Source organism: Pandoraea sp. (genome assembly GCF_004297875.1).
Classification (GTDB): Bacteria; Pseudomonadota; Gammaproteobacteria; order Burkholderiales; family Burkholderiaceae; genus Pandoraea.
Genome location: NZ_SCSK01000065.1, coordinates 23577 through 49923 on the forward strand (window position 1 = coordinate 23577; position 26347 = coordinate 49923).

The 26347-nt window shown below is 61.4% G+C and carries 29 protein-coding genes and 1 pseudogene; 22 read left to right on the forward strand and 8 right to left on the reverse strand.

What is annotated here, in order from left to right; all coding sequences use genetic code 11:
* Positions 1–33 precede the first annotated feature (33 nt).
* The gene (locus tag EPN80_RS18940) at positions 34–558 is read right to left on the reverse strand and encodes a TlpA disulfide reductase family protein (RefSeq protein WP_293031004.1); all 525 of its coding nucleotides are present in this window, start codon (positions 556–558) and stop codon (positions 34–36) included.
* A gap of 201 nt (positions 559–759) precedes the next feature.
* Here EPN80_RS18940 and EPN80_RS18945 point away from each other — a divergent pair, with 201 nt between their 5' ends.
* Positions 760–1323 carry a hypothetical protein gene (locus EPN80_RS18945; protein ID WP_293031007.1) on the forward strand — a complete coding sequence of 188 codons (564 nt, stop codon included), beginning with the start codon at positions 760–762 and terminating at the stop codon, positions 1321–1323.
* Positions 1324–1390: 67 nt separating this feature from the next.
* On the opposite strand, the gene EPN80_RS18950 is transcribed toward EPN80_RS18945, so the two are convergent.
* Both EPN80_RS18950 and EPN80_RS18955 read right to left on the reverse strand, forming a co-directional pair.
* Positions 1391–2905 (reverse strand): YifB family Mg chelatase-like AAA ATPase, encoded by a 1515-nt coding sequence (locus EPN80_RS18950; RefSeq protein ID WP_293031010.1) that lies wholly within the window; start codon positions 2903–2905, stop codon positions 1391–1393.
* A 153-nt stretch (positions 2906–3058) separates the two neighbouring features.
* A complete protein-coding gene (locus tag EPN80_RS18955) occupies positions 3059–3304 on the reverse strand; it encodes an accessory factor UbiK family protein (RefSeq protein ID WP_293031013.1) in 246 nt (81 codons plus the stop codon).
* Between the two features lie 403 nt (positions 3305–3707).
* Between EPN80_RS18955 and EPN80_RS18960 the strand changes: the two genes are divergently transcribed.
* The 9 genes from EPN80_RS18960 (at position 3708) to ptsP (ending at position 12777) form a co-directional block, all read left to right on the forward strand.
* The gene (locus tag EPN80_RS18960) at positions 3708–4451 is read left to right on the forward strand and encodes a TorF family putative porin (protein WP_293031016.1); all 744 of its coding nucleotides are present in this window, start codon (positions 3708–3710) and stop codon (positions 4449–4451) included.
* A gap of 115 nt (positions 4452–4566) precedes the next feature.
* Positions 4567–4905 (forward strand): P-II family nitrogen regulator, encoded by a 339-nt coding sequence (locus EPN80_RS18965; RefSeq protein ID WP_293031019.1) that lies wholly within the window; start codon positions 4567–4569, stop codon positions 4903–4905.
* Positions 4906–4932: 27 nt separating this feature from the next.
* The gene (locus EPN80_RS18970) at positions 4933–6327 is read left to right on the forward strand and encodes an ammonium transporter (protein WP_293031021.1); all 1395 of its coding nucleotides are present in this window, start codon (positions 4933–4935) and stop codon (positions 6325–6327) included.
* A 196-nt stretch (positions 6328–6523) separates the two neighbouring features.
* Entirely contained in the window at positions 6524–7813 is a 1290-nt protein-coding gene (gene gshA / locus EPN80_RS18975; protein WP_293031023.1) for a glutamate--cysteine ligase, read from the forward strand.
* A gap of 226 nt (positions 7814–8039) precedes the next feature.
* Complete coding sequence (locus EPN80_RS18980) at positions 8040–9074, forward strand: helix-turn-helix transcriptional regulator (RefSeq protein WP_293031026.1); 1035 nt, start codon at positions 8040–8042, stop codon at positions 9072–9074.
* 85 nt (positions 9075–9159) lie between these two features.
* Complete coding sequence (gshB, locus tag EPN80_RS18985) at positions 9160–10098, forward strand: glutathione synthase (protein WP_293031029.1); 939 nt, start codon at positions 9160–9162, stop codon at positions 10096–10098.
* A gap of 150 nt (positions 10099–10248) precedes the next feature.
* On the forward strand, positions 10249–10659 hold the full coding sequence (locus EPN80_RS18990) for a PTS sugar transporter subunit IIB (protein ID WP_293031032.1): 411 nt from the start codon (positions 10249–10251) through the stop codon (positions 10657–10659).
* A 9-nt stretch (positions 10660–10668) separates the two neighbouring features.
* Positions 10669–10938, forward strand: a complete 270-nt coding sequence (locus tag EPN80_RS18995; RefSeq protein ID WP_293031034.1) for an HPr family phosphocarrier protein — start codon at positions 10669–10671, stop codon at positions 10936–10938.
* Between the two features lie 102 nt (positions 10939–11040).
* The gene (gene ptsP, locus EPN80_RS19000; RefSeq protein ID WP_293031037.1) at positions 11041–12777 is read left to right on the forward strand and encodes a phosphoenolpyruvate--protein phosphotransferase; all 1737 of its coding nucleotides are present in this window, start codon (positions 11041–11043) and stop codon (positions 12775–12777) included.
* Positions 12778–12784: 7 nt separating this feature from the next.
* Here the strand turns inward: ptsP and moeB are convergent, their stop codons facing one another.
* The 3 genes from moeB to gpmA all read right to left on the reverse strand — a co-directional run bounded on the left by moeB (position 12785) and on the right by gpmA (position 16078).
* On the reverse strand, positions 12785–13552 hold the full coding sequence (gene moeB, locus EPN80_RS19005; RefSeq protein WP_293031040.1) for a molybdopterin-synthase adenylyltransferase MoeB: 768 nt from the start codon (positions 13550–13552) through the stop codon (positions 12785–12787).
* Positions 13553–13628: 76 nt separating this feature from the next.
* Positions 13629–15167 (reverse strand): S41 family peptidase, encoded by a 1539-nt coding sequence (locus EPN80_RS19010; protein WP_293031043.1) that lies wholly within the window; start codon positions 15165–15167, stop codon positions 13629–13631.
* A gap of 164 nt (positions 15168–15331) precedes the next feature.
* Positions 15332–16078, reverse strand: coding sequence for a 2,3-diphosphoglycerate-dependent phosphoglycerate mutase (gpmA, locus tag EPN80_RS19015; RefSeq protein ID WP_293031046.1), 747 nt, complete (start codon positions 16076–16078; stop codon positions 15332–15334).
* 108 nt (positions 16079–16186) lie between these two features.
* On the opposite strand from gpmA, the gene EPN80_RS19020 reads away from it, so the two are divergent.
* From EPN80_RS19020 to EPN80_RS19035, 4 genes are all read left to right on the forward strand, one after another.
* Positions 16187–16594 (forward strand): rhodanese-like domain-containing protein, encoded by a 408-nt coding sequence (locus EPN80_RS19020; RefSeq protein WP_293031049.1) that lies wholly within the window; start codon positions 16187–16189, stop codon positions 16592–16594.
* Between the two features lie 10 nt (positions 16595–16604).
* Positions 16605–16868, forward strand: coding sequence for a glutaredoxin 3 (gene grxC, locus EPN80_RS19025; protein ID WP_293031052.1), 264 nt, complete (start codon positions 16605–16607; stop codon positions 16866–16868).
* 66 nt (positions 16869–16934) lie between these two features.
* A complete protein-coding gene (secB, locus tag EPN80_RS19030; protein ID WP_293031055.1) occupies positions 16935–17438 on the forward strand; it encodes a protein-export chaperone SecB in 504 nt (167 codons plus the stop codon).
* Between the two features lie 34 nt (positions 17439–17472).
* On the forward strand, positions 17473–18495 hold the full coding sequence (locus EPN80_RS19035) for an NAD(P)H-dependent glycerol-3-phosphate dehydrogenase (protein ID WP_293031058.1): 1023 nt from the start codon (positions 17473–17475) through the stop codon (positions 18493–18495).
* On the opposite strand, the gene trmL is transcribed toward EPN80_RS19035, so the two are convergent.
* Both trmL and EPN80_RS19045 read right to left on the reverse strand, forming a co-directional pair.
* Positions 18481–18951 carry a tRNA (uridine(34)/cytosine(34)/5-carboxymethylaminomethyluridine(34)-2'-O)-methyltransferase TrmL gene (trmL, locus tag EPN80_RS19040; protein ID WP_293031061.1) on the reverse strand — a complete coding sequence of 157 codons (471 nt, stop codon included), beginning with the start codon at positions 18949–18951 and terminating at the stop codon, positions 18481–18483. The genes EPN80_RS19035 and trmL overlap by 15 nt on opposite strands.
* Positions 18952–18973: 22 nt before the next feature.
* A complete protein-coding gene (locus tag EPN80_RS19045) occupies positions 18974–19678 on the reverse strand; it encodes a ComF family protein (protein ID WP_293031063.1) in 705 nt (234 codons plus the stop codon).
* Between the two features lie 149 nt (positions 19679–19827).
* Between EPN80_RS19045 and bioC the strand changes: the two genes are divergently transcribed.
* The 8 genes and pseudogenes from bioC to EPN80_RS19085 all read left to right on the forward strand — a co-directional run bounded on the left by bioC (position 19828) and on the right by EPN80_RS19085 (position 26181).
* A complete protein-coding gene (gene bioC, locus EPN80_RS19050; protein WP_293031066.1) occupies positions 19828–20748 on the forward strand; it encodes a malonyl-ACP O-methyltransferase BioC in 921 nt (306 codons plus the stop codon).
* 178 nt (positions 20749–20926) lie between these two features.
* Positions 20927–21397, forward strand: coding sequence for a DUF2244 domain-containing protein (locus tag EPN80_RS19055; RefSeq protein WP_293031084.1), 471 nt, complete (start codon positions 20927–20929; stop codon positions 21395–21397).
* A 21-nt stretch (positions 21398–21418) separates the two neighbouring features.
* Positions 21419–22600, forward strand: a pseudogene (gene coxB, locus EPN80_RS19060) (cytochrome c oxidase subunit II); the annotation flags it as partial.
* Positions 22601–22684: 84 nt separating this feature from the next.
* On the forward strand, positions 22685–24274 hold the full coding sequence (gene ctaD, locus EPN80_RS19065) for a cytochrome c oxidase subunit I (RefSeq protein WP_293031069.1): 1590 nt from the start codon (positions 22685–22687) through the stop codon (positions 24272–24274).
* A 55-nt stretch (positions 24275–24329) separates the two neighbouring features.
* Positions 24330–24467, forward strand: a complete 138-nt coding sequence (locus tag EPN80_RS19070; protein WP_211276090.1) for a cytochrome oxidase small assembly protein — start codon at positions 24330–24332, stop codon at positions 24465–24467.
* Positions 24468–24493: 26 nt separating this feature from the next.
* Positions 24494–25066 (forward strand): cytochrome c oxidase assembly protein, encoded by a 573-nt coding sequence (locus EPN80_RS19075; RefSeq protein ID WP_293031072.1) that lies wholly within the window; start codon positions 24494–24496, stop codon positions 25064–25066.
* A complete protein-coding gene (locus tag EPN80_RS19080) occupies positions 25059–25280 on the forward strand; it encodes a DUF2970 domain-containing protein (protein ID WP_293031075.1) in 222 nt (73 codons plus the stop codon). Before EPN80_RS19075 ends, EPN80_RS19080 begins: the two co-directional genes overlap by 8 nt.
* Before the next feature lie 40 nt (positions 25281–25320).
* On the forward strand, positions 25321–26181 hold the full coding sequence (locus EPN80_RS19085) for a cytochrome c oxidase subunit 3 (protein WP_293031078.1): 861 nt from the start codon (positions 25321–25323) through the stop codon (positions 26179–26181).
* The last annotated feature ends 166 nt before the right edge of the window (positions 26182–26347 follow it).

Here is a 26347-nt window from a genome sequence, read left to right on the forward strand (position 1 = left end):
CCAGCGGGACCCCTGGGTGCCCAAACCATACGTTCAGGCCTGTTTGCCCAGCGCCCGGTTCAGCAGCTTGTCGAGTTCCGCGTAAGATGGCGGGCCGACATACTGCTTGAGAATCTTGCCGTCTTTGCCGATCACGAAGGTGGTCGGCGTGAGTTGCACGTCGCCGAATTTCCTGGCGACGCTGCCATCGGAATCCATCGCCACCATGAAAGGTAGCTGACGGGATTGTGAGTAGTTGGCCACATACGTCGGCGAGTCGTAATTCATGGCGACTGCGATGAATTTCAGGCCGCGGCCTTTGTATTTATCGTAAGTCTGCACCATGGACGGCATTTCCTGCATGCAGGTCGTGCAACTGGTCGCCCAGAAGTTGACCAGATAGACCTTGCCCTTCAATTGGGCGCTATCGATCTTTTGTCCCGAGAGCAGGGTGAATGTGACGTCCGGCGCCGGCTTCCGGCCAGTGAACGCAAGGTAGGCGGTCATGGCGATAATGACAGCCACCGCCGCGGCAAGCAGTTTTCCCAAAGAAAACGGGCGTGAGGAAGTTGTCGTCATTGTCGTTCTGCAAACAGTCAACTCAAGGCAAATAATTCTACTCTGAATTGTAGCTTGCCGCGAAAACCATACTGGCCATGACGACGCAAGCTTGACGGCCGTCATGGAAATGCCGGGGCCGGCGGGGCATGAACATATTGTCGCGTACGCCGCCGGACGCTGGCCACGTGATGGATAATGCAATTTTACGGGGAGGGGCGGGTGACGCGATTATTTTTCCGGCGTTTGGCACTTCAGCGGCTTGCCGCGCTCGGGTGCCTGGCAGGGTTGGCGGCTTGTTCCCCCCACTACGATTGGCGTGTCGTGCAGTCCTCCGAGGGCGCCTACAGTATCACTTATCCAGCCAAACCCAGCAGCGACGCGCGCGAGGTGCATCTGTCGACGGGAGTATTGCCGATGCACATGCAGGCAGCGCGGGTCGACCAGGCCTTATTTGCAGTGGGTGTGATCAAGCTGCCGAGTGCGGACGTCGCCTTACGCACCCGCGTGATGGCCGATCTGCAAAAGGGCCTGCTTGCCAACCTGGGTGCCGCGCAATCGCAAGTGCAGACGGTGCAGATTCGCGTGGCCTCGCAGTCGCCGCCGTTCGTGACCGGCACGGGAGTGTACGCGCAGGGGCATGGTGTCGACGGCAAGGAGCAGCGCTTCGTCGATGCGCGCTTCGTTGCGTATGGCGACCGGGTCTATCAGGTTGTCGTGCTCGGCGAAAAGGCGCCGCCGCAAGAGCAGATCGAGCAATTCTTCGACTCGTTCACGCTCGAGTAATCGGCGTGTCGCGAATCCAGCGCCGCCGTCACGGGCCAGGCGGTTCGATCGCTTTTGCCCGTGGAGATCATTTGACCGAGACGGCCCGTCGATATTGAATCGCTTCCGCGATGTGGGCGCTGTCGATTCCCTCGGCGCCATCCAGATCGGCGATCGTGCGTGCGATTTTGAGCGCCCGGTGATAGGCGCGGGCTGACCAGTGCAATCGATTTGCGGCGTGACGCAACATGCCGGCCGCCGTCGGCGTGGGTTGGCAGTACCGCTCGATGTCCCGCCCTTGCAGCGCGTGGTTGGGCTTGTCCTGGCGGGCGAGCTGCCGGCTGCGGGCCGCGCCGACCCGGCGCGCGATGTCGCTGCTCGATTCGCACGCGGGCTGGTTCGCCAAATCGTCGGCGCTCAGTGCGGGTACCTCGATTTGCACGTCGATCCGGTCGAGCAGCGGCCCGGACAAGCGACCCTGGTAACGGGCAACGGCTTCCGGGGTGCAGCGGCAGCGGCCCGAGGCATGGCCAAGATAGCCGCAGGGGCAGGGGTTCATGGCCGCGATCAGCTGGAATTCGGCGGGAAATTCCGCCTGCCGGGAGGCGCGCGAGATCGTGATGCGGCCGCACTCCAGCGGTTCGCGCAAGACCTCCAGAACCTTGCGGTCGAATTCCGGCAATTCATCGAGAAACAGGACGCCGTGGTGGGCCAGGCTGATTTCGCCAGGCCTTGGCGTGCCACCCCCGCCGACGAGCGCCACGGCCGATGCGGTGTGATGCGGCGCGCGGAACGGACGCGCGCCCCACCGGGTGGGGTCGAAGCCTTGCGTGCTCAGGCTGAGCACGGTGGCGACGTCGAGCGACTGCGCTTCGCTCAGCGGCGGCAGGAGGGCCGGGAAGCGGGTTGCCAGCATGGATTTTCCGGTGCCGGGCGGGCCGATCAACAGCGCCTGGTGTCCGCCGGCGGCGGCAACTTCGAGGGCTCGCTTGACGGGCGCTTGCCCTTTGACTTCGCTCATGTCGGGATAGTCGCAGACGCACGCCGGCGCCGCCCGGCGGTGGGCGGCGAGCCGGTCGCCGTCGTCGCGGGCCGTCAGGTGCGCGCAGACCTCGAGCAGCGACCTGGCGGGATAGACGGTCGCGCACCCGACCAGTGCCGCTTCGTCCGCGTTGGCCGCCGGCAGGACGAAGGCGGCTGGGACCTCGGCATGCGCGAGCGCGTGCGCCATCGCCAAGGCCCCTCGTATTGGCCGCAACTCCCCGGACAGCGACAGCTCGCCGGCGAATTCGTGATCGGCGAGCGCCGGGGCCGGGATTTGTCCGCTGGCCGCCAGGATGCCCAGCGCGATGGGCAGATCGAAGCGACCGGACTCCTTGGGCAAGTCTGCCGGCGCCAGATTGACGGTGATGCGGCGTGCGGGAAATTCGAAGCGGCAGTTCTGGATCGCGGAGCGAACCCGGTCGCGGCTCTCCTTGACCTCGGTGTCGGGCAATCCGACGATCGTCAACGACGGCAGACCGTTGGCGAGATGAACTTCGACCGTCACCTCGGGCGCGCGCATTCCAGCTAGCGCGCGGCTTTTGACGACCGCGAGCGACATGACGTGTTTTCTCCCTGTGGCGGCGAGCCGGTGTTGCCAGGATGACCCGGCTGCGCCTCGTTAGCGGAGCACTATACGAGGCATCGACCGCCCGCGGGAGTGATGAGGGACAAAATCGGAATGCGGGAGCAGCGCAACGGAAAACATCCGAGCTTAGTCCTGATGATGAGAACGACCTTCGAGTTCGGCGATGCGGCGCTCCAGGGTTTCGAGTTTTTCCCGGGTACGCGCCAGGACCTGAGCCTGGACGTCGAATTCTTCGCGCGTGACCAGATCGAGCCGATTGAAGCCCTGCACCATCATTGCCTTGATATTGCGCTCGATGTCGCGGACCGGTGAATGCTTGAGCATTTCTCCCAACTTGGCTTGCATGTCGGACAGGATGTCATTGGGTTTCATCGCCTATTCCTCCTTGGCTGAGGTATTCAATCAAACGGGCACTGCGGTAGTGCATGCACCGAATCCGTGCGTTTGGAACGCACTATTGGGCATGGGGCGGGGTGCCCGGCGGGGCGTTCCGAAATGCCCGGAACTGTATCACGGAATTTCTTTCGCGTTTGGCTCGCGAACGTCCTTGCTGGCGTTGCCAAGGGGCGTTTTCGCAGCGCCCGGGATCCCTGGGGCGCCCGTCAATCCAGTCAGTCGCATGGGTCGAATTCAGATGGCACGGGAGTTGCTTATCCCATTGACGGAAGGTGGGTCACAAGCAACTGTCATTCAATGAATTCAACCGGGGTAACGCGATATGAAAACTGTATCAGCTGTGATGGCGGGGTGTCTATTTTGTGGCGCGATGGCCGGCATGACTGGCGCGGCGCGGGCGCAGTCGGCGTCTGCGGGGCCAGCCAGTGCGCTGACCATCACGGCCAACGTGGGGCTGGCGTCGGACTATCGGTTCCGCGGGATTTCCCAGACCGACAAGAATCCCGCCGTGCAAGGCGGTTTCGATCTCACCCATACGAGCGGGTTATATGCGGGGGTATGGGCCTCCAATATTAGCTGGATTTCGGATGGGAATTCGGCGGTGAGCGCTCCGATCGAAATGGATTTCTATGGCGGATATCGCGGGGAGATCGTCAAGGGTCTGACCTTCGATGTCGGCGGCCTGCAGTATTACTACCCGGGCTCGTATCCGAGCAACCAATATTTCCCGCGTCCGCATACGTTCGAGCTTTATGCACAACTGGGTTATGGGCCGTTCACGCTGAAATACTCGAATTCCCTGACGCGACTGTTCGGATTGGTCAATCCGGTGACCGGCGCCTCGACCACGAACAGCGGATACCTCGATCTGACGGGCAATTTCGACCTTGGCTGGTGGGGATTGAGTGCGACGGGGCATGTGGGCCACCAGTTTGTCCACAACTACAGCCAGGCGTCGTACACCGACTGGAAGATCGCCCTGAACAAGGATCTCGGCAAGGGCTTCAGCGCCTCGCTCGCCTATATCGATACCAACGCGAAAAAATCCGTCTATTCGGCTGCCAACAACGGCAGGTTTTTGGGGGGGGCCACGGTGGTTGCCAGCATTACCAGAACGTTTTGAAGTTGTTAGGGCGTGATGCGGGTGCCGGGCACGGCCCATCCGCATCGCATGCGGCTGCGTCGGGCGACCGGCAGAACCTAGCCAGATTGCAGCAACCTCCAAGGAGCCAGACATCATGAAGTTGATTATCGCCATAGTTAAACCATTCAAGCTCGACGAGGTGCGCGAGGCGCTATCCGCGATCGGCGTCTCGGGCATCACGGTGACCGAGGTCAAGGGCTTCGGACGGCAAAAGGGGCACACGGAGCTGTATCGCGGCGCCGAGTATGTGGTCGATTTCCTGCCAAAAGTGAAGATCGAGGTCGTCGTCGGCGACGACGTGGTCGATCAGGCCGTCGAAGCGATCGAGCAGGCCGCTCGCACCGGCAAGATCGGCGACGGAAAGATTTTTGTGACGCCCGTCGAGCAAGTGATTCGGATCCGCACCGGCGAGACCGGCGCGGACGCTTTGTAAAAAAATAGGGACAAGAGGAAAACGAAGATGCGTAAATTATTGGTGTTCTTGTTGCTCACCGGCTCGCTGCTCGCTGGCGGGGTAGGCGCAGCGATGGCGGACGACGCTTCCGCGCCGGCCGCGGCAGCGCCTGTGGCGACTGCCCCAGCGGCCCCGGCGGCGGCCCCTGCCGCGCCGACCGCGCCATTTTCGGTCGACGCGTCGAAGATCAGTGCGGGCGATACGGCCTGGATGTTGACTTCCACGGCGCTGGTGCTGTTCATGACGATTCCGGGCCTGGCGTTGTTTTATGGCGGCATGGTGCGCAAGAAAAACGTGTTGGCCACGTTGATGCAAAGCTTCGCGATCACCTGCGTGGTGACGATCCTCTGGACGGTCATTGGCTACAGTCTGGCGTTCACGCCCGGCGGGCCGTTCATCGGGGGGCTCTCGCGTGTCTTCCTCGAAGGCATGAATTACATCAAGGGAGACAAGGCGACCACGCTCACGGTGAGTCACCTGGCGCCAACGATCCCGGAAACGGTCTATTTCGTCTACCAAATGACGTTTGCGATCATTACTCCGGCGTTGATTACCGGCGCCTTCGCGGACCGCATGAAGTTCTCCGCCATGCTGATCTTCATGTCGCTGTGGTCGGTCATCGTCTATGCCCCGATCGCTCATATGGTCTGGGAGCCGACCGGCTGGCTCGCGGGCGCAGGCATCCTCGATTTCGCCGGCGGCACAGTGGTGCATATCAACGCCGGTATTGCCGGCCTGGTGTGCTGTCTCGTACTGGGCAAGCGGGTGGGCTACGGCAGAGAGGCGATGGCTCCGCATAATCTGGTGCTCACGCTCATCGGCGCCGCGATGCTGTGGGTCGGCTGGTTTGGCTTCAACGCCGGCTCGGCGGTGGCTGCCGATGGCCGTGCGGGCTTCGCGATGCTGACCACCCAAGTGGCTACCGCCGTGGCGGCACTGGCCTGGATGTTCGTCGAGTGGCTCGCCAAGGGCAAACCGTCGGTGCTGGGCATCGCTTCGGGTGCGGTGGCCGGGCTGGTGGCCATCACGCCGGCGTCCGGTTTTGTCGGCGTCACGGGGGCGCTCGCCATCGGGTTGGCCGCTGGCGTGATCTGCTTCTGGTCGGCAACCTGGCTCAAGAGCAAGATGGGCTACGACGATTCGCTGGACGCTTTCGGCGTGCATGGTATCGGCGGTATCGTCGGCGCACTGCTCACGGGGGTGTTCGCGGTCAAGGATATCGGCGGGGTCGACGGCAGCGTGATATTGCAGGCAAAAGGGGTGCTGACGACGTTGATTTACAGCGGCGTGGTGAGCTTCATCCTGCTGAAGGTGATCGATAAGGTGATGGGCCTGCGAGTCAGCGAAGAGCAGGAACGCGAAGGTCTGGACGTGACGCTGCATGGGGAACACGTCGAATAGACCATCTTGCGAAATAACCTTTTGGGTTTAAGGGGTATGCGCGAGGAGAGCCGTCTGGCTGCCGAGGTAGGCAGTCCAGACGTTTGAGGCGGGCGCGGGGCGCCCGTTTTTTTGCTTGATTTCCTTTTGGACGGCCGCAAATATACAAAGAAGTATTTGCTCTACAATCGGAGCTTCATTTGTATCTGAGAAGCGCATGGTCCCGCACCTCGTTACGGCCCTCAAGGGGCCGCTGCTTGATCTAGAGAAAAAAATCCTCGATGCCACGCCGGCAATCGAGCGTTGGTTCCGTATGGAATGGCAGGAACACACGCCGCCGTTCTATTGTTCGGTCGATCTGCGCAATGCGGGGTTCAAGCTCGCGCCAGTCGATACCAATCTGTTTCCGGGCGGTTTCAACAATCTGTTGCCGGAAATGTTGCCATTGGCTGTGCAGGCGGCCATGGCCGCGATCGAAAAGATCTGCCCGGACGCCAAGAATCTCCTGATGATTCCGGAGCAGCACACGCGCAATACGTTTTACCTGCAAAACATTGCGCGCTTGTCTTCGATCATGCGGCACGCCGGCCTGAACGTGCGCCTGGGCAGTCTGTCTCCGGATATTACCGAGCCGACCACGGTCGAGCTGCCGGACGGCCAGCAACTCGTGATCGAACCGCTCGAGCGGACTTCGCGTCGGCTGGGCCTGAAAAACTTCGATCCTTGCTCCATTCTCCTCAACAACGATCTGTCGACAGGTATTCCGCCGATCCTGGAAAATCTGCACGAGCAGTATCTGTTGCCGCCATTGCACGCAGGATGGGCGGTGCGTCGCAAAAGCCAGCATTTTGCATGTTATGACGATGTTGCAAAGAAATTTGCCAAACTGATCGACGTCGACCAGTGGATGCTGAATCCCTATTTCACCAAATGCAGCGGTATCGATTTTCAGCACAGCACCGGCGAGGAATGCCTGGCTGACAGCGTTGACGCGCTGTTCAAAAAGATCAACAAGAAATATCGCGAGTACGGTATCGAAGAAAAGCCCTTTGTCGTTATCAAGGCCGATGCCGGAACGTACGGCATGGGTGTGATGACGGTGCGCGATGCCGCGGAAGTCAAACACTTGCCGCGCAAGGAGCGCAATCGGATGAGCGTGGCGCAGGAGGGGTTGCCCGTGAGCGACGTCTTGCTGCAGGAGGGAGTCCACACGTTCGAGAAAATCAATGAAGCCGTCGCGGAACCGGTGGTGTATATGATCGACCGTTACGTGGTTGGTGGATTTTATCGGGTTCACACGGGACGGGCGATTGACGAAAACCTCAATGCGCCGGGCATGCATTTCGTGCCGCTGGCGTTCGAGCATACGGCCTTGCCGGATGTGCATGCCAAGCCGGGTGCGGCGCCGCCCAATCGGTTCTATATGTATGGCGTTGTGGCGCGCTTGGCGTTGTTGGCCGCATCGCTTGAGCTGGAGCGTACGGATCCGGATCAAGAAGTGTATTAAAAAAATGTGCCCGGCCGGCCCCCCGACAAGCCGGGCACTATATTTGCCGCACATGCGAGCGATGTGCGGCAAATTCTCGCACCGCATACGCGGTGGGCGCAGAACCTTATTATCGACTCCCTGATTTGCCTGTCTTGCCGGTTGACCTTGCAAGCGTTCAATCGTGTTCGCGCCACAGAATGATGCTTGCTTTCCCGGATCGAAACATCCCCCGATGGGGGGATAAATGGCGAAGCAAGTTCAATATCAGATTGCTCTTATAAGGATCGGTGTGGGTAAACAGGCCAATTTCACTGCGTATCTCGATCAATTGTGCCGTACCGGCTGGGATAGCCGGATCGTCATGCCCGATGTGCTGGCTGCGTTGCGGATGCTGATCCCATCCAGTGCGGCCGGCTGCCTTTGGCTGGATTCGCGCGCCCGGCCCGCGGACTTCTGGCTACCCTCGCTGACCCTGGCGCAGCGTTGCCAATTGGCTACCCGACTGCGCCGGCTCGGTGCGATGGGTGCGGAACCCGCGGGTGAATCGGATCTCCAGCGTTATCTGTTGGGGCCGGGGGCATTCGGGCATGTGCTGGACATCTGGCTTCAGCGCGAACATCGCGCCCATGCCGTACTGCTGTTGTTCAGGTCTCCATCGGAAAGCCGCTTCGGTCGGCGCGAGCGCGAACGGGTCGCGCAGTGGCTGCCGCTGCTCACCCAACTGGCCGCGCCCGAGCGCGCGGTGCCTGTATTTCGCGACAGCGGCACGGATGGCACGCTGGTAATTCGCCACGGACTTCCTCAATGGAGCGACGCGGCCGCCGAGCAATTGCTCCAGCAACGACTGCGCTGCGCCCCTGGCGGCGGATGGCTCGATATCGCGCCGGTGGCACGATGCTGCAACGAGTTGGCCGGACTGATCGATCGGGGTGGAGAGCGCGCCGCGCCCGTCGAGCGGTCGATGACCGTTCCGGGCGGGCGCGTGCGACTGCGTGCCGCGCGGCTGTCGGCCTGCGGCGGGCGGCGCGATGCCGCGGTAAGCGTCACCTTGCGCGAACAAATACCAACGGAGCTCTATGTGCTGCGGTGCCTGCGAGATACGACGTTGTCGCCGGCCCAGCGGCGCATCGCTTGCCGGCTCGCGGCCGGGGCCTCGCGTGACGAAGTGCGGCGCGGTTGCCGCATTGGGGCCGAAACGATGAAAACCCACTTGCGGCAAATTCGCAGCCGCCTGCACGGTCAGCATGCGGCCGATCTGTTGTCGCTGATCGGCGTCTGACGGGGCGCGGCTGGTCTGCTCGGGGGCTCAAGCGCACTTGGGTGCGCTCGGCTAAAATGAAGTTTTCGCTCGTCGCAACTGTGCAATGCATATTCTCTTTATTGCCGACCCGCTCGACCATTTCAAAATCTACAAGGATACGACCTTTGCGATGATGCGCGAGGCGGCGGCCAGGCAGCACGAAATCTACGCTTGCGGGCCCGGTGATCTGGCATGGCAGGGCAGCCGCGTCGAAGCCCGGGTCACGCACATCCGGCTGACCGGCGACGCCCATGCGTGGTACGAGGAGCTTGAAAGCAAGGTGCTCGCACTGTCGGACTTCGACGCGATCCTGATGCGCAAAGACCCGCCGTTCGACATGGAGTATGTGACGTCGACGTGGCTGCTGGAGGTGGCGGAGCGTGCCGGCGCCAAGGTCTTTAACAAGCCGCAGGCGATCCGGGATCATTCCGAGAAAGTCGCGATCGCCGAATTCCCGCAGTTCATGCCGACGACTTTGGTGACGCGGGACGAGAAGCGCTTGCGCGCGTTCCACGCCGAGCATGGCGACATCATTCTCAAGCCGCTCGACGGTATGGGCGGAACCGGTGTCTTTCGCATCACGCCCGAAGGAATGAACCTGGGATCCGTCATCGAGACCCTGAGCGAGAATGGACGGCGGTCGGTGATGGCGCAGCGGTTCATCCCCGAAATCAGCGCTGGCGACAAACGCATTCTGGTGATCGCTGGCGAAGTCGTGCCGTACTCGCTGGCGCGGATCCCTCAGGGCGGCGAAGTGCGCGGCAACCTGGCAGCGGGCGGCTTGGGCAAGGCGCAGCCGCTGACCCCGCGTGATCGCGAGATTGCCCGGGAACTCGGGCCGCGATTGTGGGCGCGCGGCCTGTTGCTGGTCGGTCTGGATGCAATCGGCGATTACCTGACCGAAATCAATGTGACGAGTCCGACCTGTTTTCAGGAAATCACGCAACAGACGGGTTTTGATGTCGCTAAGATGTTCATAGATGCTTTGGAGCGGGCCGTCTGACCGCGGCTGCCCGCGTCCATCCACCATGAAGCCTGGCGAGGCAAAAATCGGGCTTTTGGCCCTGTTACAATGCGTTCCTCGGAAACTTATCGCGGTAAAACATGGCTGCTCACGTCCAGGCGTGAACGGACACATGAAGGCCAGGCTGGTATGGCAGGAATCTTAATAGTCGCTCACGCTCCGTACGCTACGGCGCTGCGGGAATGTCTTTCTCACATCTATTGCGGTTGTCCCTCGCATATTGGCGCGCTCGACGTCGAGGCGGACCAGGATCCGGCTGCCCTGCTGGTTGCCGCCCGTGAACAGGTTCAGGCACTGCGAGAAGACAACGGCATGCTGGTGCTTACCGATCTGTTTGGCGCTACGCCATCGAATATCGCGGCGCAGCTCGCGGCGCCGGATGTCCGCGTGTTGGCGGGCGTCAACCTGCCGATGCTGATCAAGGCGGTCTGCTATCGCACGGTGCCGCTCGAGACGCTGGTCGATAAGGTGCTGGCCGGGGGCGCGCAGGGTATTTTGCAAGTTGGGGCGTGCTCCGCGCCGTCCCTTCAATCATCATGAAGTAAATACATGCTCCGACAAGAAACCAAAATAATCAACAAACTTGGCCTGCATGCGCGTGCATCGGCAAAGCTCACGCAACTGGCCGCGCGTTTCCAAAGCGAGGTCTGGCTCAGCCGGAACGGGCGTCGTATCAACGCAAAGAGCATTATGGGCGTTATGATGCTGGCAGCCGGTATTGGGTCCACGATCGAGGTGGAAACCGAGGGCGAGGATGAGGCGCAAGCCATGGACGCCATCCTCCAGCTGATTGCCGATCGATTCGGCGAAGGGGAATAGGCGAGGCCTTGCGCCGAGCTTGAAATGCCGTTGGCGACTGCCGAAGATCGGGAACGTATCGGCGGTTTCCGGCGCCCACGACAATAAAATCGGGAGTCCCGCGTGTCGTTCACCTTGCATGGAATACCGGTGTCTCAAGGCATCGCCATCGGACGTGCCTACCTGCTTGCCCCAGCCACACTGGATGTCCCGCATTACCTGATCGAGTCCTCGCAAGTCGAGAGCGAAATGGCGCGCTTTTACGAGGCGCGGCGTGCCGTGCAGCAGGAACTCGATACGCTCAAGGCCGAGTTGCCGCCCGATGCACCCGGTGAAATGTCCGCGTTCCTCGATGTTCACTCCCTGATCGTCAACGACGCCATGCTCGCCGACACGGCGCTCGACTTGATCCGCTCGAGCCATTACAACGCCGAGTGGGCGTTGATGACACAGGTCGAGGCACTGATCGCCCGTTTCGAGGACATCGAGGACGAATACCTGCGGGAACGCAAGGCTGATATCGAACAGGTGGCCGACCGCATGCTGAAGGTGCTGGCGGGAGCGCCTGGCATCCGCTCGGTGGCGGTTCAGGCGCCTCGCGATGACATGATCGTGGTGGCGCGCGATATCGCGCCGGCCGACATGATGCAGTTCAAGACCCAGGTGTTTCGAGGCTTCGTGACCGATCTGGGCGGCAAGACGTCGCATACTGCCATCGTGGCGCGCAGCCTGGGCATTCCTGCGGCCGTGGGGGTGCAGCACGCCAGCCAATTGATCGAGCAGGGCGATCTGATCATTATCGACGGAGATCAAGGGGTGGTGATCATCGATCCGGCGCCGATGATCCTGGAGGAGTATCGCTACCGCCAAAGCGAAAAGGTGCTCGAACAGCGGCGGCTGCAGCGCTTGCGCTATTCGCCCGCGCAAACCATCGACGGCACGCCGGTGGCGCTGCTGGCAAACATTGAGTTGCCGGAAGACGCCGAGGCGGCGGTCGCCGCCGGCGCGGTGGGGGTGGGTTTGTTCCGCAGCGAATTCCTCTTCATGAACCAGGCCGACATGCCGGATGAAGAGGCGCAATTCGAAGCTTACCGCCGCGCGGTTGCCACCATGCAGGGGTTGCCGGTGACGATCCGCACGATCGACGTCGGCGCGGATAAAGCGCTGGATAGTCACGAAAGTTACGAGAACGGCGCGAATCCGGCGATGGGGCTGCGCGCAATTCGCTGGAGCCTGTCCGAGCCGCGCATGTTTCTGACCCAGTTGCGGGCGCTGCTGCGTGCGTCGGCCCTCGGGCCCGTACGCATTTTGTTCCCGATGCTCGCCCATGCCCAGGAAATCGATCAAACACTCGAGCTGGTGCAGGAGGCCAAGCGGCAGTGTGACGCGGCCGGATTGGCTTACGATCCGAATATCAAGCTGGGCGCGATGGTCGAGGTGCCGGCGGCGGCGTTGGCGTTGCCCATGTTTCTCAAGCGGCTCGATTTCCTCTCGATCGGCACCAACGACTTGATCCAGTACACGCTGGCAATCGATCGCGCCGACAATGCGGTTGCGCATCTTTATGATCCGATGCATCCGGCCGTGCTGCAATTGATTGCGCGCACGATTCGGGAGGCCCGAGCCGCCGGCGTGCCGATCGCCGTGTGCGGCGAGATGGCCGGCGACCCGATGCTCACGCGCCTCTTGCTGGGCATGGGGCTGCGCGAGTTTTCCATGCATCCGAGCCAGATTCTCCAGGTCAAGCAGGAGGTGCTGCGGGCTTATTTGCCGGCGTTGGAGCCGGTAGTCAAGGATGTGCTGGCGGCCGTCGAGCCGGAGGATCTGCAGGCTGCGCTGACGCGGCTCGCCGCTGTCTAACCGCGCCTCATTGCGGTGAACGGGCCGGACGGCTCGCGCAGACCGGACAGGTCGGATTGGCAGCGCAGCGCATCGTGTTCCACTCCATGGTGCGCGCATCGAGCATCAGCAGTCGCCCCGCCAGCGATACCCCGATCCCGGCAATCAGCTTGAGCGCCTCGGCCGCCTGCACCGCACCGATGATGCCGACCAGCGGGGCGAACACGCCCATCGTTGCACATTGCTGTTCGGTAAATTCCTGATCGGCAGGGAAAAGACACTCATAGCAGGGGGAGGCGTTGTCGCGCGGGTCGAACACGCTTACCTGCCCATCGAAACGCAAGGCGGCGCCGGCAACGAGCGGCACTCCCCGGCTGACGCAGGCCCGATTGGTTGCATGTCGTGTCGCGAAATTGTCGCTGCAGTCGAGCACCACCGAAGCCTCGGCCACCATTTCTTCCAGCACCGCCTGATCGGCACGCAGCACAACCGCATCGACCTGCACCTCGGGATTGATCAATGCCAGGCGGGCCTGCCCGGATGCCGCCTTGGGTTGGCCGACGCTTTGCGTGTCATGCAGGATCTGTCGCTGCAGATTGGTCAGATCAACGGTGTCATCATCGAGCAGCGTGAGCTTGCCGACGCCGGATGCGGCCAGGTAAAGGGCTGCGGGCGAGCCCAGCCCGCCGGCGCCGACGATCACCGCATGGGCGTCCATCAGGCGTTGCTGGCCTTCAATACCGATTTCATCGAGCAGGATATGGCGGGAGTAACGCAGTAACTGTGAATCGTCCATGGATGCGGCGCGATAAAGTGCAGACGTAAAAAAGCCGGACCGGCGATTGCCAGGTCCGGCTATCAGTGTAAGTCAATTACTTCTTGCCGGCAGGCGCCTTGCTGGCGGGGGCCGGCGCCGCGGGTGCGGAAGCGCTGCCCGGGGCCTGCGTCGAGGTCGTTGCGTCGGCCGTTGCAACCGGCGACTTGGAGCGCTGGACCGGCTCGCCCTTCAGTTCGTGCAACGCCTGTTGCAGCATGAAGTCGCCCGGGCTGCCGAAGTCCGGCAGGCGCGCGTTGCTTTCTTTTTCGAGCTCCGCGGGGGTCTTCTTGGCGTTTTCGATCTCGAGCCGGCGCAGCGCTTCGAGGCGTAATTTCTCGCGTTGCTCGATTTGCTTCTGCTCGTTCGGGTCCTGCAGGTTGTGCAGGTGATTCGAATAATCGATTTCGCGCGTGGCCAGGATATCGTCCGGATCGCCATTCGCGCTTTGATCAACCGGAATATCCGGCGTGATGCCGATCGATTGAATCGAGCGCCCGCTCGGCGTGTAGTAGTAAGCCGTGGTCAGGCGCAGCGCTGTGTCCGGCGACAACTGGCGCACGGTTTGCACCGAACCCTTGCCGAAGGTCGTTTTGCCCATGATGATCGCGCGCTTGTGATCCTGCAGCGCGCCCGCAGTGATCTCGGAGGCTGACGCGGTGTAGGCATTGACCAGCACCACCATCGGCACGGTCTTGAAGATCGCCGGTTCGTCCTTGAGTGGATCTTCGGGGCTGGCGCTCAAGCGATAGTTGTCGAAGTTTGCACGATAGGTCTGCTTGGCGTCCGCGATCTGGCCGTTGGTGGTGACGACGACCGCATCCGGCTTCAGGAAGGCCGCCGACACGCCGACCGCCGATTGCAGAATGCCGCCGCCGTTATTGCGCAGGTCGAGCACCAGGCCTTTCAGATGGGGCTGCTCCTTGGCGATTTGCTGAAGGGTCTTGGCGAGATCCGGAACGGTGCGCTCCTGGAAGCTCGTGATGCGAACCCACGCATAGCCGGGCGAGACGATCTTGAATTTGACGCTGTGCACTTTGATGATGGCGCGGGTGATCGTCACCGGGAAGGTCCGCTGGTCAGTCTTGCGATAGATCGTCAGCGTGACCTTGGTGCCGGGCGCGCCGCGCATGTTCTTGACCGCCTGATCCAGCGACATGCCCCGCACCGGCTTGTCGTTGATGCTGGTGATCAGGTCGCCCGGGCGCAAGCCGGCGCGGAACGCCGGGGTGTCTTCGATGGGGGCGATGATCTTCACCATGCCGTCTTCCTGGCCGATTTCGATACCCAGGCCGGCAAATTGCCCGTTGGTCTGCTCCTGCAGCTCCTTGTAATCCTTTTTGTCCAGATACGCGGAGTGCGGATCGAGGCTGGCAACCATGCCCTTGATGGCTGCCGTGATCAGTTTCTTGTCATCGACCGGCTTGACGTATTCCTGCTTGATCTGGCCGAATACCTCGGCAAACAGGCGCAACTGGTCCAGCGGCAAGGGAGCGGGCGCGCTTTGCGCGGATGCCAGCGAAAAAGCCAATGTGGCCGCAATGCCCGTAATCAGGCCCAGCGTGATAAGGCCGATGTGTTTGAGGTGTTGGCGCATAGGGGGATCAATTCCGGTTTGATGGTGCGTCGATAATCGGGAAATCAACGCACAATTCGCGAAGTATAACCTTTTGCCGGGCCGGCGACGCGGCCTTCGCATTCGACCGGCACCCGCGCCGGTGGTTCTCGCGGGTGCCCACGAATCCCAAAAACAGTGTCAGGTTAGCGCGCCTTGCCCTGGCTGGCTACCGATGCCATGGCGCTGGCGATCTCGCCCTGGTTGCCAAGGTATTCGTGGCGCAGCGGTTTGAGATTCTCGTCCAGTTCGTAGACGATGGGAATGCCGTTCGGGATGTTAAGGTTGACGATGTCCTGATCCGATACGTCGTCCAGATACTTGATCAACGCGCGCAGCGAGTTGCCGTGGGCGGCAATGACGATGCGCTTGCCCGAGCGGATGGCCGGGGCGATCGATTCATTCCATACCGGCATGACCCGGGCAACGGTATCCTTAAGGCATTCGGACAGCGGGATTTCTTCACGCTTGAGCCTGGCGTAGCGCGGGTCGCTGCAAGCGTCGCGCGAATCGCCTGCGGTCAGGGCCGGCGGCGGAGTGTCGTAGCTGCGACGCCACACCAGAACTTGCTGGTCACCATATTTGGCGGCCGTCTCGGCTTTGTCGAGTCCAGTCAGGGCGCCATAATGCCGCTCGTTCAGGCGCCACGAGTGAACCACCGGAATCCACATCAGATCCATTTCGTCCTGGACGTGCCACAACGTGCGGATGGCGCGCTTGAGCACCGAGGTGTAGGCCAGATCGAAAACGTAACCGGCTTCCCGCAACAGCTGGCCGGCATGGCGCGCCTCGGTAGCCCCCTTCTCGGTGAGGTCGACGTCGACCCAGCCTGTAAAGCGGTTTTCCTTGTTCCACAGCGATTCGCCATGACGGATGAGCACGAGTTTGTACATAAGAAGTTCAATTAGAGTAAAAAATCTGTGCGCGCAGCCCGGGACGACAGGCACGCCAAACGGATTATTTTATAATGGTTGGATTATTTTGAATTTTTCGGGTGGTTCGTGAAGTTTTTTGCTGATTATTCCAATCTCGTCCTGATCGCGATCGCCCTGATTTCCGGTGGGTTGCTGGCTTGGCCTGTATTGTCGCGGCGCGGCCGCGGGGTGTCGATTGTCGAAGCGACGCAATTGATCAATCGCCGGCATGCACTGATTCTCGACGTGCGCACCGACGAGGAGTTCGGCGGCGGCCATTTGCCTCAGGCCCGGCACGTGCCGCTCGAAGAGCTCGAGAAAAAGGCCGGGCAGGTGGCCAAGAACAAGACGACACCCGTTTTGCTGGTGTGCCGCAGCGGCCAGCGTTCAGCGAAGGCGCAGACGATTCTGCGCCAGCTCGGCTACGCCGAAGCCTTCAGTCTGCAGGGCGGCGTCGAGGCATGGCAGCAAGCCGGCCTGCCGATCGTGAAATAAGGAATTTGCAATGGCCAAAGTCGTAATGTACAGCACTCAAGTGTGCCCCTATTGCCAAATGGCGGAGCGCCTGCTTCGCTCGCGCGGCGTGGAGCACGTGGAAAAAATCCTGATCGACAAGGAACCCGGCCGACGGGAGGAAATGATGGCTCGCACCGGGCGCCGCACGGTCCCGCAGGTGTACATCGACGATCGGCATATCGGCGGGTACGACGATCTCTCGGCTCTCGACAGAGCCGGCGGCCTGGTGCCTTTGCTGCAGCAAGTCGCCTAGGCTCCCGGCCTTGATGGCTCCATCGGCCGCGCGCATGCGCGGCTGTTCATTTTTCAAGGAAATCCCATGTCCGACCAGCAACAGCCGTTTTTCAACATTCAGCGCGTCTATCTCAAGGATTTGTCGCTGGAGCAGCCCAATTCGCCGGCCATTTTCCTCGAGCAGGATCTGCCGACGGTTGAAGTGCAGGTCGACGTGGGCGCCGAGCAACTGGCCGAAGGTGTGTTCGAGGTCGTCGTGATCGGCACCGTAACGGCCAAGGTCAACGAGAAAGTCGCATTTCTGGTCGAAGGCAAGCAAGCCGGGATATTCGACATTCGCAATGTGCCCGCCGAGCAACTCGATCCGCTGATCGGCATCGCTTGCCCGACGATCATCTATCCGTACTTGCGCTCGAACATCGCCGATGCGATCAGTCGCGCCGGATTCCAGCCGATCCATCTGTCGGAAATCAATTTCCAGGCGCTCTACGAGCAACGTCTGGCCGCGCTGGCCGAGCAGCAGGGCGCGGCCGGCGCCGATGGCAGCGGGATCGTGCTGCCCGACGGCTCGTCCGCGCGCCCTCACTGAGCGCACGGCCAACCGCCCTTCCGCCACGAAATCCATGAGAGTCTCGGTTTTTGGCGCAGGCGCGTGGGGCACCGCCCTGGCAAGCCACATCGCACAGCGCCATGACGTGCTGCTGTGGGCGCGAGACGCCGGGCGCGCCGCCGAATTGGCGGCCACTCACGAGAATGCCGTGTATTTGGCGGGTTGCGCGCTGACGCCGGCACTGCGCTTTGGTGCCGATTTCGATCGCGCGCTGGCTCACGCGACCGGCGCCGACGCGCTGTGCGTTGCCGCCGTGCCGGTGGCGGGCTTGCGCGGATTATGCGAGCGCCTGCGCGACGGCGGCGCCGCGCCCAGCCAGTTGCTTTGGCTTTGCAAGGGTTTCGAGGCCGACACCGGACTGCTGCCGCACCAGGTTGTCGCGGCAGTCTTGGGAGACGAGGTGGCGGCGCGCTCCGGCATCCTTTCGGGGCCGAGCTTTGCGCGGGAAGTGGCTCAGGGGCTGCCGGCCGCGCTCACTGTCGCGAGCCGCTCTGCCGAGCTGTGCGACCTGGTGATCCGTGCCTGCCATCATGGTGCGCTGCGGGTCTATTCGAGCGACGACCTGATCGGCGTCGAAGTCGGGGGCGCGGTCAAGAACGTGCTCGCGATCGCCACCGGCATCAGCGATGGCCTCGGTCTGGGTATGAATGCACGCGCCGCCCTCGTGACTCGCGGGTTGGCCGAAATGACGCGCCTGGGCGTGGCATTGGGCGGGCAGCCCGAGACTTTCATGGGGCTCAGCGGCGTGGGTGATTTGATCCTGACCGCCACCGGCGACCTGTCGCGCAACCGGACCGTCGGCCTGCAATTGGCGCAAGGCCGCACGCTGGACGAGGTGCTCGCCGCCCTCGGGCACGTGGCCGAGGGCGTGCGCTGCGCCCAGACGGTACTGACACTGGCCCGGCGGCACCAAGTTGCCATGCCGATAACCGAGGCGGTGTGCGCGGTGCTGTTCGAGCAACTGGCGCCTCGCGCCGCGGTTGAATCTTTATTGAAGCGTGACGCCCGTGCCGAGACCGGATCACACGCCGCCTGAAAAGCCGCTCTGACGCCACGCTTCGAACACCACGATAGCCACGGTGTTGGAGAGATTAAGGCTGCGGCTCGTCGGGCGCATCGGCAGTCTGACGCGCTGCTCCGGCGCAAACGTCTGCAGGATCGCAGGAGACAGGCCGCGCGTTTCTGCGCCGAAGATGAACCAGTCGCCGGCCTCCAGCGGCAGCTCGCCGAAACGACGCGTTCCTCGAGTGGTCAGCGCGAACATGCGCTGGGGCAGCGGTTTTTCGGCCTCGAGAAAATCCTGCCAGCTCGCATGCACGCGCATTTCCGCGTATTCGTGATAGTCCAACCCGGCGCGCCGCATTTTGGTGTCATCGAGCGGGAATCCCAGGGGCTCGACCAAATGGAGCCGTGCGCCGGTGTTGGCGCACAGACGGATAACGTTGCCGGTATTGGGGGGAATTTCCGGCTCGACCAGCACGACATTGAACATAGCGTTTTTACATTGAAGAAGATCAGTTGTTCGGCGGCGTGCGCAACACGACCGCATTGACCACGCGCGCCGCACCTTGCCGCTTGAGCGTCTTGGCGATTTCGTCGAGAGTGACACCGGTGGTCATGACGTCGTCCACGACGATGATTTCACGCCCTCGCACTTCGTCACCGGCGGCAAAGGCCTGCCGGACGTTGCGCCGCCGTGCTGCGATGTCGAGTCCACTTTGCGGCGCGGTCTGCCGCACGCGATGCAGTACGTGCGGATCGCTGGCCAGGCGCAGGTGGCGCGCGACGCTTCTGGCGATTTCCCAGGTCTGATTGAAGCCTCGCGTGGCCAGCCGGTCCGGCGAGAGCGGCACAGGCACGACCAGTGCGGCGGGGCTCGCGATGCGGGGTCGCAGTGCGTGGCTCAAGCGGTAGCCGAAGTCCCGGGCGAGGGGTAGATCGGCGCGAAATTTCAGGGCCAGAATCAAGCGATCCAGCGGCGCTCGATAATCCTGCAGCGCGACAGTGGCATCGAACGCATGAGGATGCGCCAGACAGTTGCCACAACGGCGCGCGCCGGCGCCCGGCGCCAGTGTGATCCCGCAGGCGGGGCATCGCTGCCTGTTCCGGTCATGCCAATAATCGCGCGCACATGGCGTGCAAACCAGGCTGTGGGCAGTGTCATCACACAGCCGGCAGGTATTCGGCAGCGCAGCGTCAAACGCTCGCCGCAGGCTCACGGCGAGCCTGCGGCGAATTTTCGGTGACAGCGTATGGACAAACACGGGGCGTCTTACTCCGGGCAAACGGGATTCTCGCGGCCGGTGACAGCCGGTCGGAGACGGCCTGCCGCAGTCGCGAGTATACTGCCGCCTCAATGAGCTCCGCCATGAATCCACCCTCCACCGCCGACGCCCGGTCGAACTTCGATTCCCGTCATCTGCGTCGCGTGTTCGATCGCCGTGCGGCGCATTGGTCCGATGCCGATTTTCTGGTGCGCGAGGTAGCGCATCGATTGCTCGAACGGCTGGACTACATCAAGTTGACTCCCAAATGCATTCTCGATGCGGGCTGCGGCACGGGGGCCGATTTTGCGGCATTGCAGGCGCGTTATCCCCAGGCGTATCTGGTCGGGGCCGACTCGTCGCTGGGCATGGCGCGCGCCGCCGCCGAGCGCGGCGCGTCCGAGGGCTGGCGGCGCTGGCTCAGACGCGCGCCGCCGCAAGGGGTCGTTCAGGCGGATTTCGGCGCCCTGCCGCTCAAGGATGGTGTGCTGGATCTGGTCTGGTCGAACCTGGCGCTGCACTGGCGCGAGGATCCTCACCGTGTGATTCCCGAGTGGCATCGGGTGCTGCATACCGATGGGCTGCTGCTGTTTTCGACGTTTGGCCCGGACACCCTGCGCGAATTGCGCGCCGCCTGGAACGCCGTCGACGCGAGGCCGCATGTTATCGCTTTCACGGATATGCATGACCTCGGCGATATGATGGTTCAGAGCGGTTTCGGCCTGCCGGTGGTCGATATGGAGACGTTCACCGTGACCTATGAGACGCCCGCGGCGTTGCTGAGGGACGTCAGATTGCTTGGCGGCAACCCGATGTCGGAACGCTTCGACGGACTAACGGGACGTCGGCGGCATCAGGCCCTGTGTCGTGCACTGGAGCAGCAGCGCCGCCCGGACGGTGTGTTAGCGCTTACCTTTGAATTCATTTATGGTCACGCCTGGCGCACGCCTGCAAAAACCGACGAACAGGGCAATGCGGTGGTGCGATTGCAGGATATCGGCGGGCGCAGATCGGGCGGCTTCTGAGGCGGGCGGCGGCCGCTCGATTGCGGGGCGACCCCCCTTCTTACGTACTTTTTAATACCCGGTATCAAACTTGTCGTTCGCAAAGACGCAGGTCTATAATGCGGCAGTTTGTCGCCCAGAAGGAGGGAACTTTTGGGATAAAGGCCAGAAAGCAGCGATTTACCTCAGGGTGAAACCAATGCAAGCGATCTGCCGGGACACGGACGTTGTGCTCAAGGACTGGATGCTCAAGCGAAATTGCGCCATGTCCCCGCGCCAGTTTGTCTTGTGTTACCTGTCGCTGGTGGCCGCGTCGCTCGGCATTGCCGTTGTGGTGGCAATCCGCGGCGCCTGGCTGGTGTTGCCTTTCACGGGGTTGGATTTGCTGGCCGTGAGTGCAGCTTTTGTTGTTTATGCCCGACACGCAACGGATTACGAGTACATTCGGCTATCACCAGAGCAACTTGTGGTGGAGCAGCAGTCTGCCGACCGGTTGACCCATTACGCGTTCAACCCGCGCTGGGTGCGCATCGAGGTGGACGGTCAGCCGCGCACGCGCATCACTTTATGCGCAGGGCGGCAGACGCTGCCCCTCGGCAAGTATCTGGCGTACCATCGGCGTGAGCCGTTTGCCCGCGAACTGCGAGGCTGGCTCCGGCGGTGCGCCTGAAGGCGAGCAGACAAGAATTGAATTGTAATTTTGGGTAAGGAAGCTATGAAAACAATGAAACATGCCTGGGCGGCTTTGCTGGCGAGTGGCATGCTGCTTGCCTGTGTTCCCGCGATGGCCGTGACCAATATGCCGGGCGGCCCGGCTGTCAACGAACTCGACTTCCAGCCGCCGGCCACCAAAATTGCACAAGAGTTGTACAACCTGCACACGATGATGTTGATCATCTGCTTCGTGATCTTCGTCGGCGTGTTCGGTGTCATGTTCTATTCGGTGATCATGCACCGCAAGTCCAAGGGCCATCAGGCGGCCAATTTCCATGAAAGCACGACGGTCGAGGTGATTTGGACGGTCGTGCCGTTCATCATCGTGATCTTGATGGCATTGCCCGCGACCAAAGCCGTGGTGGCGATGAAGGACACCAGCAACTCCGATTTGACGGTCAAGGTCACCGGTTATCAATGGAAGTGGGGTTACGACTACATCAACGGTGAAGGGCAGGGCATCAGTTTCCTGTCCACGATCTCGACACCGCGCGAACAGATCGACGGCCAGCAGCCCAAGGGCAACACCTATTTGCAACAGGTGGACAATCCGCTGGTGGTGCCGGTCAATAAGAAGATACGCATCATCACAACGTCCAATGACGTGATTCACTCCTGGTATGTTCCCGCTTTCGGTGTCAAGCAGGACGCCATTCCTGGTTTCGTGCGCGATACCTGGTTCAAGGCAGACAAGGTTGGCGTGTATCGGGGTTTTTGCACCGAGCTGTGCGGTAAGGAGCACGCCTTCATGCCGGTGGTGGTCAAGGTCGTGTCGCAGGCTGACTATACCAAGTGGGTCGATGCGGAAAAGCAGAAGATGGCGGCCCAGGCTGACGATCCGAACAAGACTTATACGATGGCCGAGCTGATGGAGCGCGGCCGTCAGGTCTACATGGCCAATTGCGCGGCATGTCACCAGGCGAACGGCAAGGGCGGTGGCCCATTCCCCGCGCTGGACGGCTCGAAGATCGCCAACGGCCCGATTGCCAATCATGTCTATATCGTGCTGCATGGCAAGAACGTCATGCCGAACTGGAGCCACTTGAGCGACGTCGAGATCGCTTCGGTCATCACATTCGAACGTAATTCGTGGAGTAACAAGACCGGTGATGTGTTGCAGCCCCGGCAAGTGGCGGCGGCACGCAACGGTAAGATGCCCTGAGTGCGAGTGCCGCCCGGGTGTCGTGTTCGATCAGAAAATAATTAAAGTGCGGTTCGACGAGTTTCAAGAAGGAGATTCGGTATGAGTTCCATCGCTCACGATCATGTGGCGGATCACGTTCACGCACACGACCATCCGCATGGGTGGCGTCGGTGGCTGTTCGCGACGAATCACAAAGACATCGGCACGATGTATCTGTGCTTTTCGTTTGTCATGCTGCTGTCCGGCGGCGTGATGGCCTTGTTGATCCGCTCGGAACTGTTCGAGCCTGGGTTGCAGATCATGCGACCCGAATTCTTCAATCAACTGACCTCGATGCACGGCCTGGTGATGATTTTTGGCGCGATCATGCCGGCTTTCGTGGGTTTCGCGAACTGGATGATTCCGCTGCAAATCGGCGCACCCGACATGGCGTTCGCGCGGATGAACAACTTCAGCTTCTGGCTGCTGCCGGTCGGCGGTGCGCTGTTGCTCGGTTCGTTCTTCGCGCCGGGCGGCGCGACTGCCGCCGGCTGGACGATGTACGCGCCGCTGTCCATTCAGATGGGCCCAGGCCAGGACATGGCGATCTTCGCCGGCCACATTCTGGGTGCCTCGTCCATCATGGGGGCGATCAATATCATCGTCACCATTTTGAATATGCGCGCACCGGGCATGACGCTGATGAAGATGCCGATGTTCTGCTGGACATGGTTGATTACGGCCTATTTGCTGATTGCCGTGATGCCGGTGCTGGCTGGCGCACTCACCATGCTGCTGACCGATCGCCATTTCGGCACGTCGTTTTTCAATGCGGCTGGCGGCGGTGACCCGATCATGTACGAACATGTGTTCTGGTTCTTCGGGCACCCCGAGGTGTACATCATGATCCTGCCAGCGTTCGGCATCATCTCGCAGGTTATCCCGGCATTCTCGCGCAAACGGCTGTTCGGCTACAGCTCGATGGTGTATGCAACCGCGTCGATCGCGATCCTGTCGTTCATGGTCTGGGCGCACCACATGTTCGCCACCGGCATGCCGGTGACCGGCCAGTTGTTCTTCATGTACGCGACCATGCTGATTTCCGTGCCGACCGGCGTGAAGGTGTTCAACTGGGTGGCGACGATGTGGCGCGGTTCGCTGACCTTCGAGACGCCGATGCTGTTCGCGCTCGGCTTCCTGTTCGTGTTCACGATGGGCGGCTTTACCGGCCTGATTCTGGCCATGGCGCCGATCGATATTCAGTTGCATGGCACGTACTATGTGGTGGCCCATTTCCATTACGTGCTGGTGGCGGGTTCGCTATTCGCGCTGTTCTCGGGATGGTATTACTGGTCGCCCAAGTGGACCGGCCATATGTATAGCGAACTGCGCGGCAAAATCCACTTCTGGGGATCTCTGATTTCCTTCAATGTGGCGTTCTTCCCGATGCACTTCCTGGGACTGGCGGGCATGCCGCGCCGCTACGCCGACTACCCGGCGCAATTCACGGATTTCAACCAGATTGCCACTGTCGGGGCCTTCTGGTTCGGGCTGATGCAAGTGTATTTCCTCTTCTGCGTCGCGCTGCCGACTTACCGCGGCGGCAAAAAGGCGGAAGACAAGCCGTGGGATGGCGCGGAGGGACTCGAGTGGACGGTCCCGAGCCCGGCGCCGTTCCATACCTTCGAGACGCCGCCTCAGGTTCTCTGAGCCGGTCCGGCCAACACGGGGATGAGCGTGATTGCTCATCCCGCTCGGGGATGCCATGGTTTCGCAGCAGGAAGAGAAAAAATCGCGACAGGATGCTCGCGCCAGGAACATCAGGTTGGCCTGGATCTTGGTATCGATCGTGGCGATCTTTTTCTTTGGCGTAATGGTGAAAGTCAAATTGCTGGGTTTCTAGTGCGGTAACCATTTCAGGAATCCGTCATGATCGAGCGCAACCGGCGCGCAAACCGACGCACTTTCGGCAAATTGCTATTGCTGGCCGCATTCATGTTCGGATTCGGTTATGCCCTGGTGCCGTTTTATCGGGCTTTTTGCAGTCTGACCGGGATTAATCGCGTCGGCGACAAAACCTCGCTTGCGCTGGCGCGCAACACCCAGGTCGACGAGAGCCGCGAGATAACCATCGAATTCGATGCCAATGCGCGCGGCGAGTTTCGGTTCAAGCCGATGCAACGGAGCATGACGGTGCATCCGGGGCAAATTGCCCAGGTGTTGTACAAAGTGAGCAATCGAACGGACCACGTGGTTCGTCTGCAGGCGATTCCCAGCTATGCGCCGGCCGAAGCAACCAGTTACTTCAAGAAGATCGAGTGCTTTTGCTTTACCCAGCAAACGCTCAAGCCCAACGAGAGTCGGGAGATGCCGGTGATTTTCGTCGTCGATCCCAAGTTGCCCAAGGATATCCCGACGATCACGCTGTCCTATACTTCTTTCGAGCTGGGCGCGACTTCAACCGATGTCGCGACGAATCAACGGGAGAGTGGCGGTGGATGACCTCAAGCGGGCGGTTCGACGCAAACCATCGTTTGGCCAGTCGATGCGCGCTGTATTCTGGTCGTTTTTCGGCGTGCGCAAGGGCAAGGATCACGACCGCGACATGGCGCAGCTCAATCCGGTACATGTGATTGTGGCGGGGCTGGTCGGGGCGGCACTGTTCATTGCGATACTGATTGTGGTGGTTCGAGTGGCGATCAATTTGGCCAAGTAATAAGAATGCGGAAAAACTGGACTCAAGTGGAGAAACAACAATGAGCGGTCAACACCAGGCGGCATCTCGCTATTTCGTGCCAGCGCCGTCGCGCTACCCTGTCCTTGCCAGCGTCGGGCTGCTGGTGATATTGGCGTCGGCGGCCGGCTGGGTCAATGGCCTGTCTTTTGCGCCGTGGACTTTCACCGTCGGCATGCTGGGGTTGCTGCTCGTGCTGCGCGGATGGTTCGCCGATGCCATCGGCGAGTCAGAGGGCGGGCATTACGGCCGCAACGTCGATGTGTCCTATCGGTGGAGCATGAGCTGGTTCATCTTCTCCGAAGTGATGTTTTTCGCGGCGTTCTTCGGCGCCTTGTTCTACGCGCGGAATTTCGCGCTGCCCCAGTTGGCAGGGCTCGACGCCAAGCTGCTATGGCCCGATTTCACCGCCGTTTGGCCAACCCTCGGGCCGGCTGGCGTGGTTGATAAATTCGGCACGATGGGGCCGTGGCCGATTCCGACGCTCAACACGGCATTGCTGCTCAGCTCGGGCGTGACCATCACGATTGCCCACCACGCCTTGCGTGCGAACCAGCGGGCGCGCGCGGCGTTCTGGTTATTCCTGACGATTTGCCTTGGCGTTACCTTCCTGGGGTTCCAGGGGTTTGAATACTTCCACGCCTACCATGAACTCAACATGAAGTTGACGTCGGGCATCTACGGCTCGACCTTCTTCCTGCTGACCGGCTTTCACGGCTTTCACGTCATGATGGGTACGGTGATGCTGAGTGTGATGCTTATCCGTATTCTGAAGGGGCACTTCACGCCGGAGCACCACTTCGGCTTCGAGGGCGCGGCCTGGTATTGGCACTTCGTCGATGTCGTCTGGCTGGGTCTTTACGTCGTGGTGTATTGGCTCTAGCACCTGCCATTGCAAAAACGCCGCCAATCCCGGCGGCGTTTTTCTTGTGCGCCCAGCATGGGCGCACTCCTGCGGGTGTAAGTCCCGCCACAAGCTGGTCACAGCGAATGAAGTGAAGCGCAACTGCATGAGGGCGACCGAGTGTGGGGAGGAAGCGTGGAGCGTA

Coding starts and splice junctions, on each gene's coding strand:
- EPN80_RS18940 (WP_293031004.1), bottom strand. CDS start 558: ATGACGACAACTTCCTCACGCCCGTTTTCTTTGGGAAAACTGCTTGCC.
- EPN80_RS18950 (WP_293031010.1), bottom strand. CDS start 2,905: ATGTCGCTCGCGGTCGTCAAAAGCCGCGCGCTAGCTGGAATGCGCGCG.
- EPN80_RS18955 (WP_293031013.1), bottom strand. CDS start 3,304: ATGAAACCCAATGACATCCTGTCCGACATGCAAGCCAAGTTGGGAGAA.
- EPN80_RS18960 (WP_293031016.1), top strand. CDS start 3,708: ATGACTGGCGCGGCGCGGGCGCAGTCGGCGTCTGCGGGGCCAGCCAGT.
- EPN80_RS18965 (WP_293031019.1), top strand. CDS start 4,567: ATGAAGTTGATTATCGCCATAGTTAAACCATTCAAGCTCGACGAGGTG.
- EPN80_RS18970 (WP_293031021.1), top strand. CDS start 4,933: ATGCGTAAATTATTGGTGTTCTTGTTGCTCACCGGCTCGCTGCTCGCT.
- gshA (WP_293031023.1), top strand. CDS start 6,524: ATGGTCCCGCACCTCGTTACGGCCCTCAAGGGGCCGCTGCTTGATCTA.
- EPN80_RS18980 (WP_293031026.1), top strand. CDS start 8,040: ATGGCGAAGCAAGTTCAATATCAGATTGCTCTTATAAGGATCGGTGTG.
- gshB (WP_293031029.1), top strand. CDS start 9,160: ATGCATATTCTCTTTATTGCCGACCCGCTCGACCATTTCAAAATCTAC.
- EPN80_RS18990 (WP_293031032.1), top strand. CDS start 10,249: ATGGCAGGAATCTTAATAGTCGCTCACGCTCCGTACGCTACGGCGCTG.
- EPN80_RS18995 (WP_293031034.1), top strand. CDS start 10,669: ATGCTCCGACAAGAAACCAAAATAATCAACAAACTTGGCCTGCATGCG.
- moeB (WP_293031040.1), bottom strand. CDS start 13,552: ATGGACGATTCACAGTTACTGCGTTACTCCCGCCATATCCTGCTCGAT.
- EPN80_RS19010 (WP_293031043.1), bottom strand. CDS start 15,167: ATGCGCCAACACCTCAAACACATCGGCCTTATCACGCTGGGCCTGATT.
- gpmA (WP_293031046.1), bottom strand. CDS start 16,078: ATGTACAAACTCGTGCTCATCCGTCATGGCGAATCGCTGTGGAACAAG.
- grxC (WP_293031052.1), top strand. CDS start 16,605: ATGGCCAAAGTCGTAATGTACAGCACTCAAGTGTGCCCCTATTGCCAA.
- secB (WP_293031055.1), top strand. CDS start 16,935: ATGTCCGACCAGCAACAGCCGTTTTTCAACATTCAGCGCGTCTATCTC.
- EPN80_RS19035 (WP_293031058.1), top strand. CDS start 17,473: ATGAGAGTCTCGGTTTTTGGCGCAGGCGCGTGGGGCACCGCCCTGGCA.
- trmL (WP_293031061.1), bottom strand. CDS start 18,951: ATGTTCAATGTCGTGCTGGTCGAGCCGGAAATTCCCCCCAATACCGGC.
- bioC (WP_293031066.1), top strand. CDS start 19,828: ATGAATCCACCCTCCACCGCCGACGCCCGGTCGAACTTCGATTCCCGT.
- EPN80_RS19055 (WP_293031084.1), top strand. CDS start 20,927: ATGCAAGCGATCTGCCGGGACACGGACGTTGTGCTCAAGGACTGGATG.
- ctaD (WP_293031069.1), top strand. CDS start 22,685: ATGAGTTCCATCGCTCACGATCATGTGGCGGATCACGTTCACGCACAC.
- EPN80_RS19070 (WP_211276090.1), top strand. CDS start 24,330: ATGGTTTCGCAGCAGGAAGAGAAAAAATCGCGACAGGATGCTCGCGCC.
- EPN80_RS19075 (WP_293031072.1), top strand. CDS start 24,494: ATGATCGAGCGCAACCGGCGCGCAAACCGACGCACTTTCGGCAAATTG.
- EPN80_RS19085 (WP_293031078.1), top strand. CDS start 25,321: ATGAGCGGTCAACACCAGGCGGCATCTCGCTATTTCGTGCCAGCGCCG.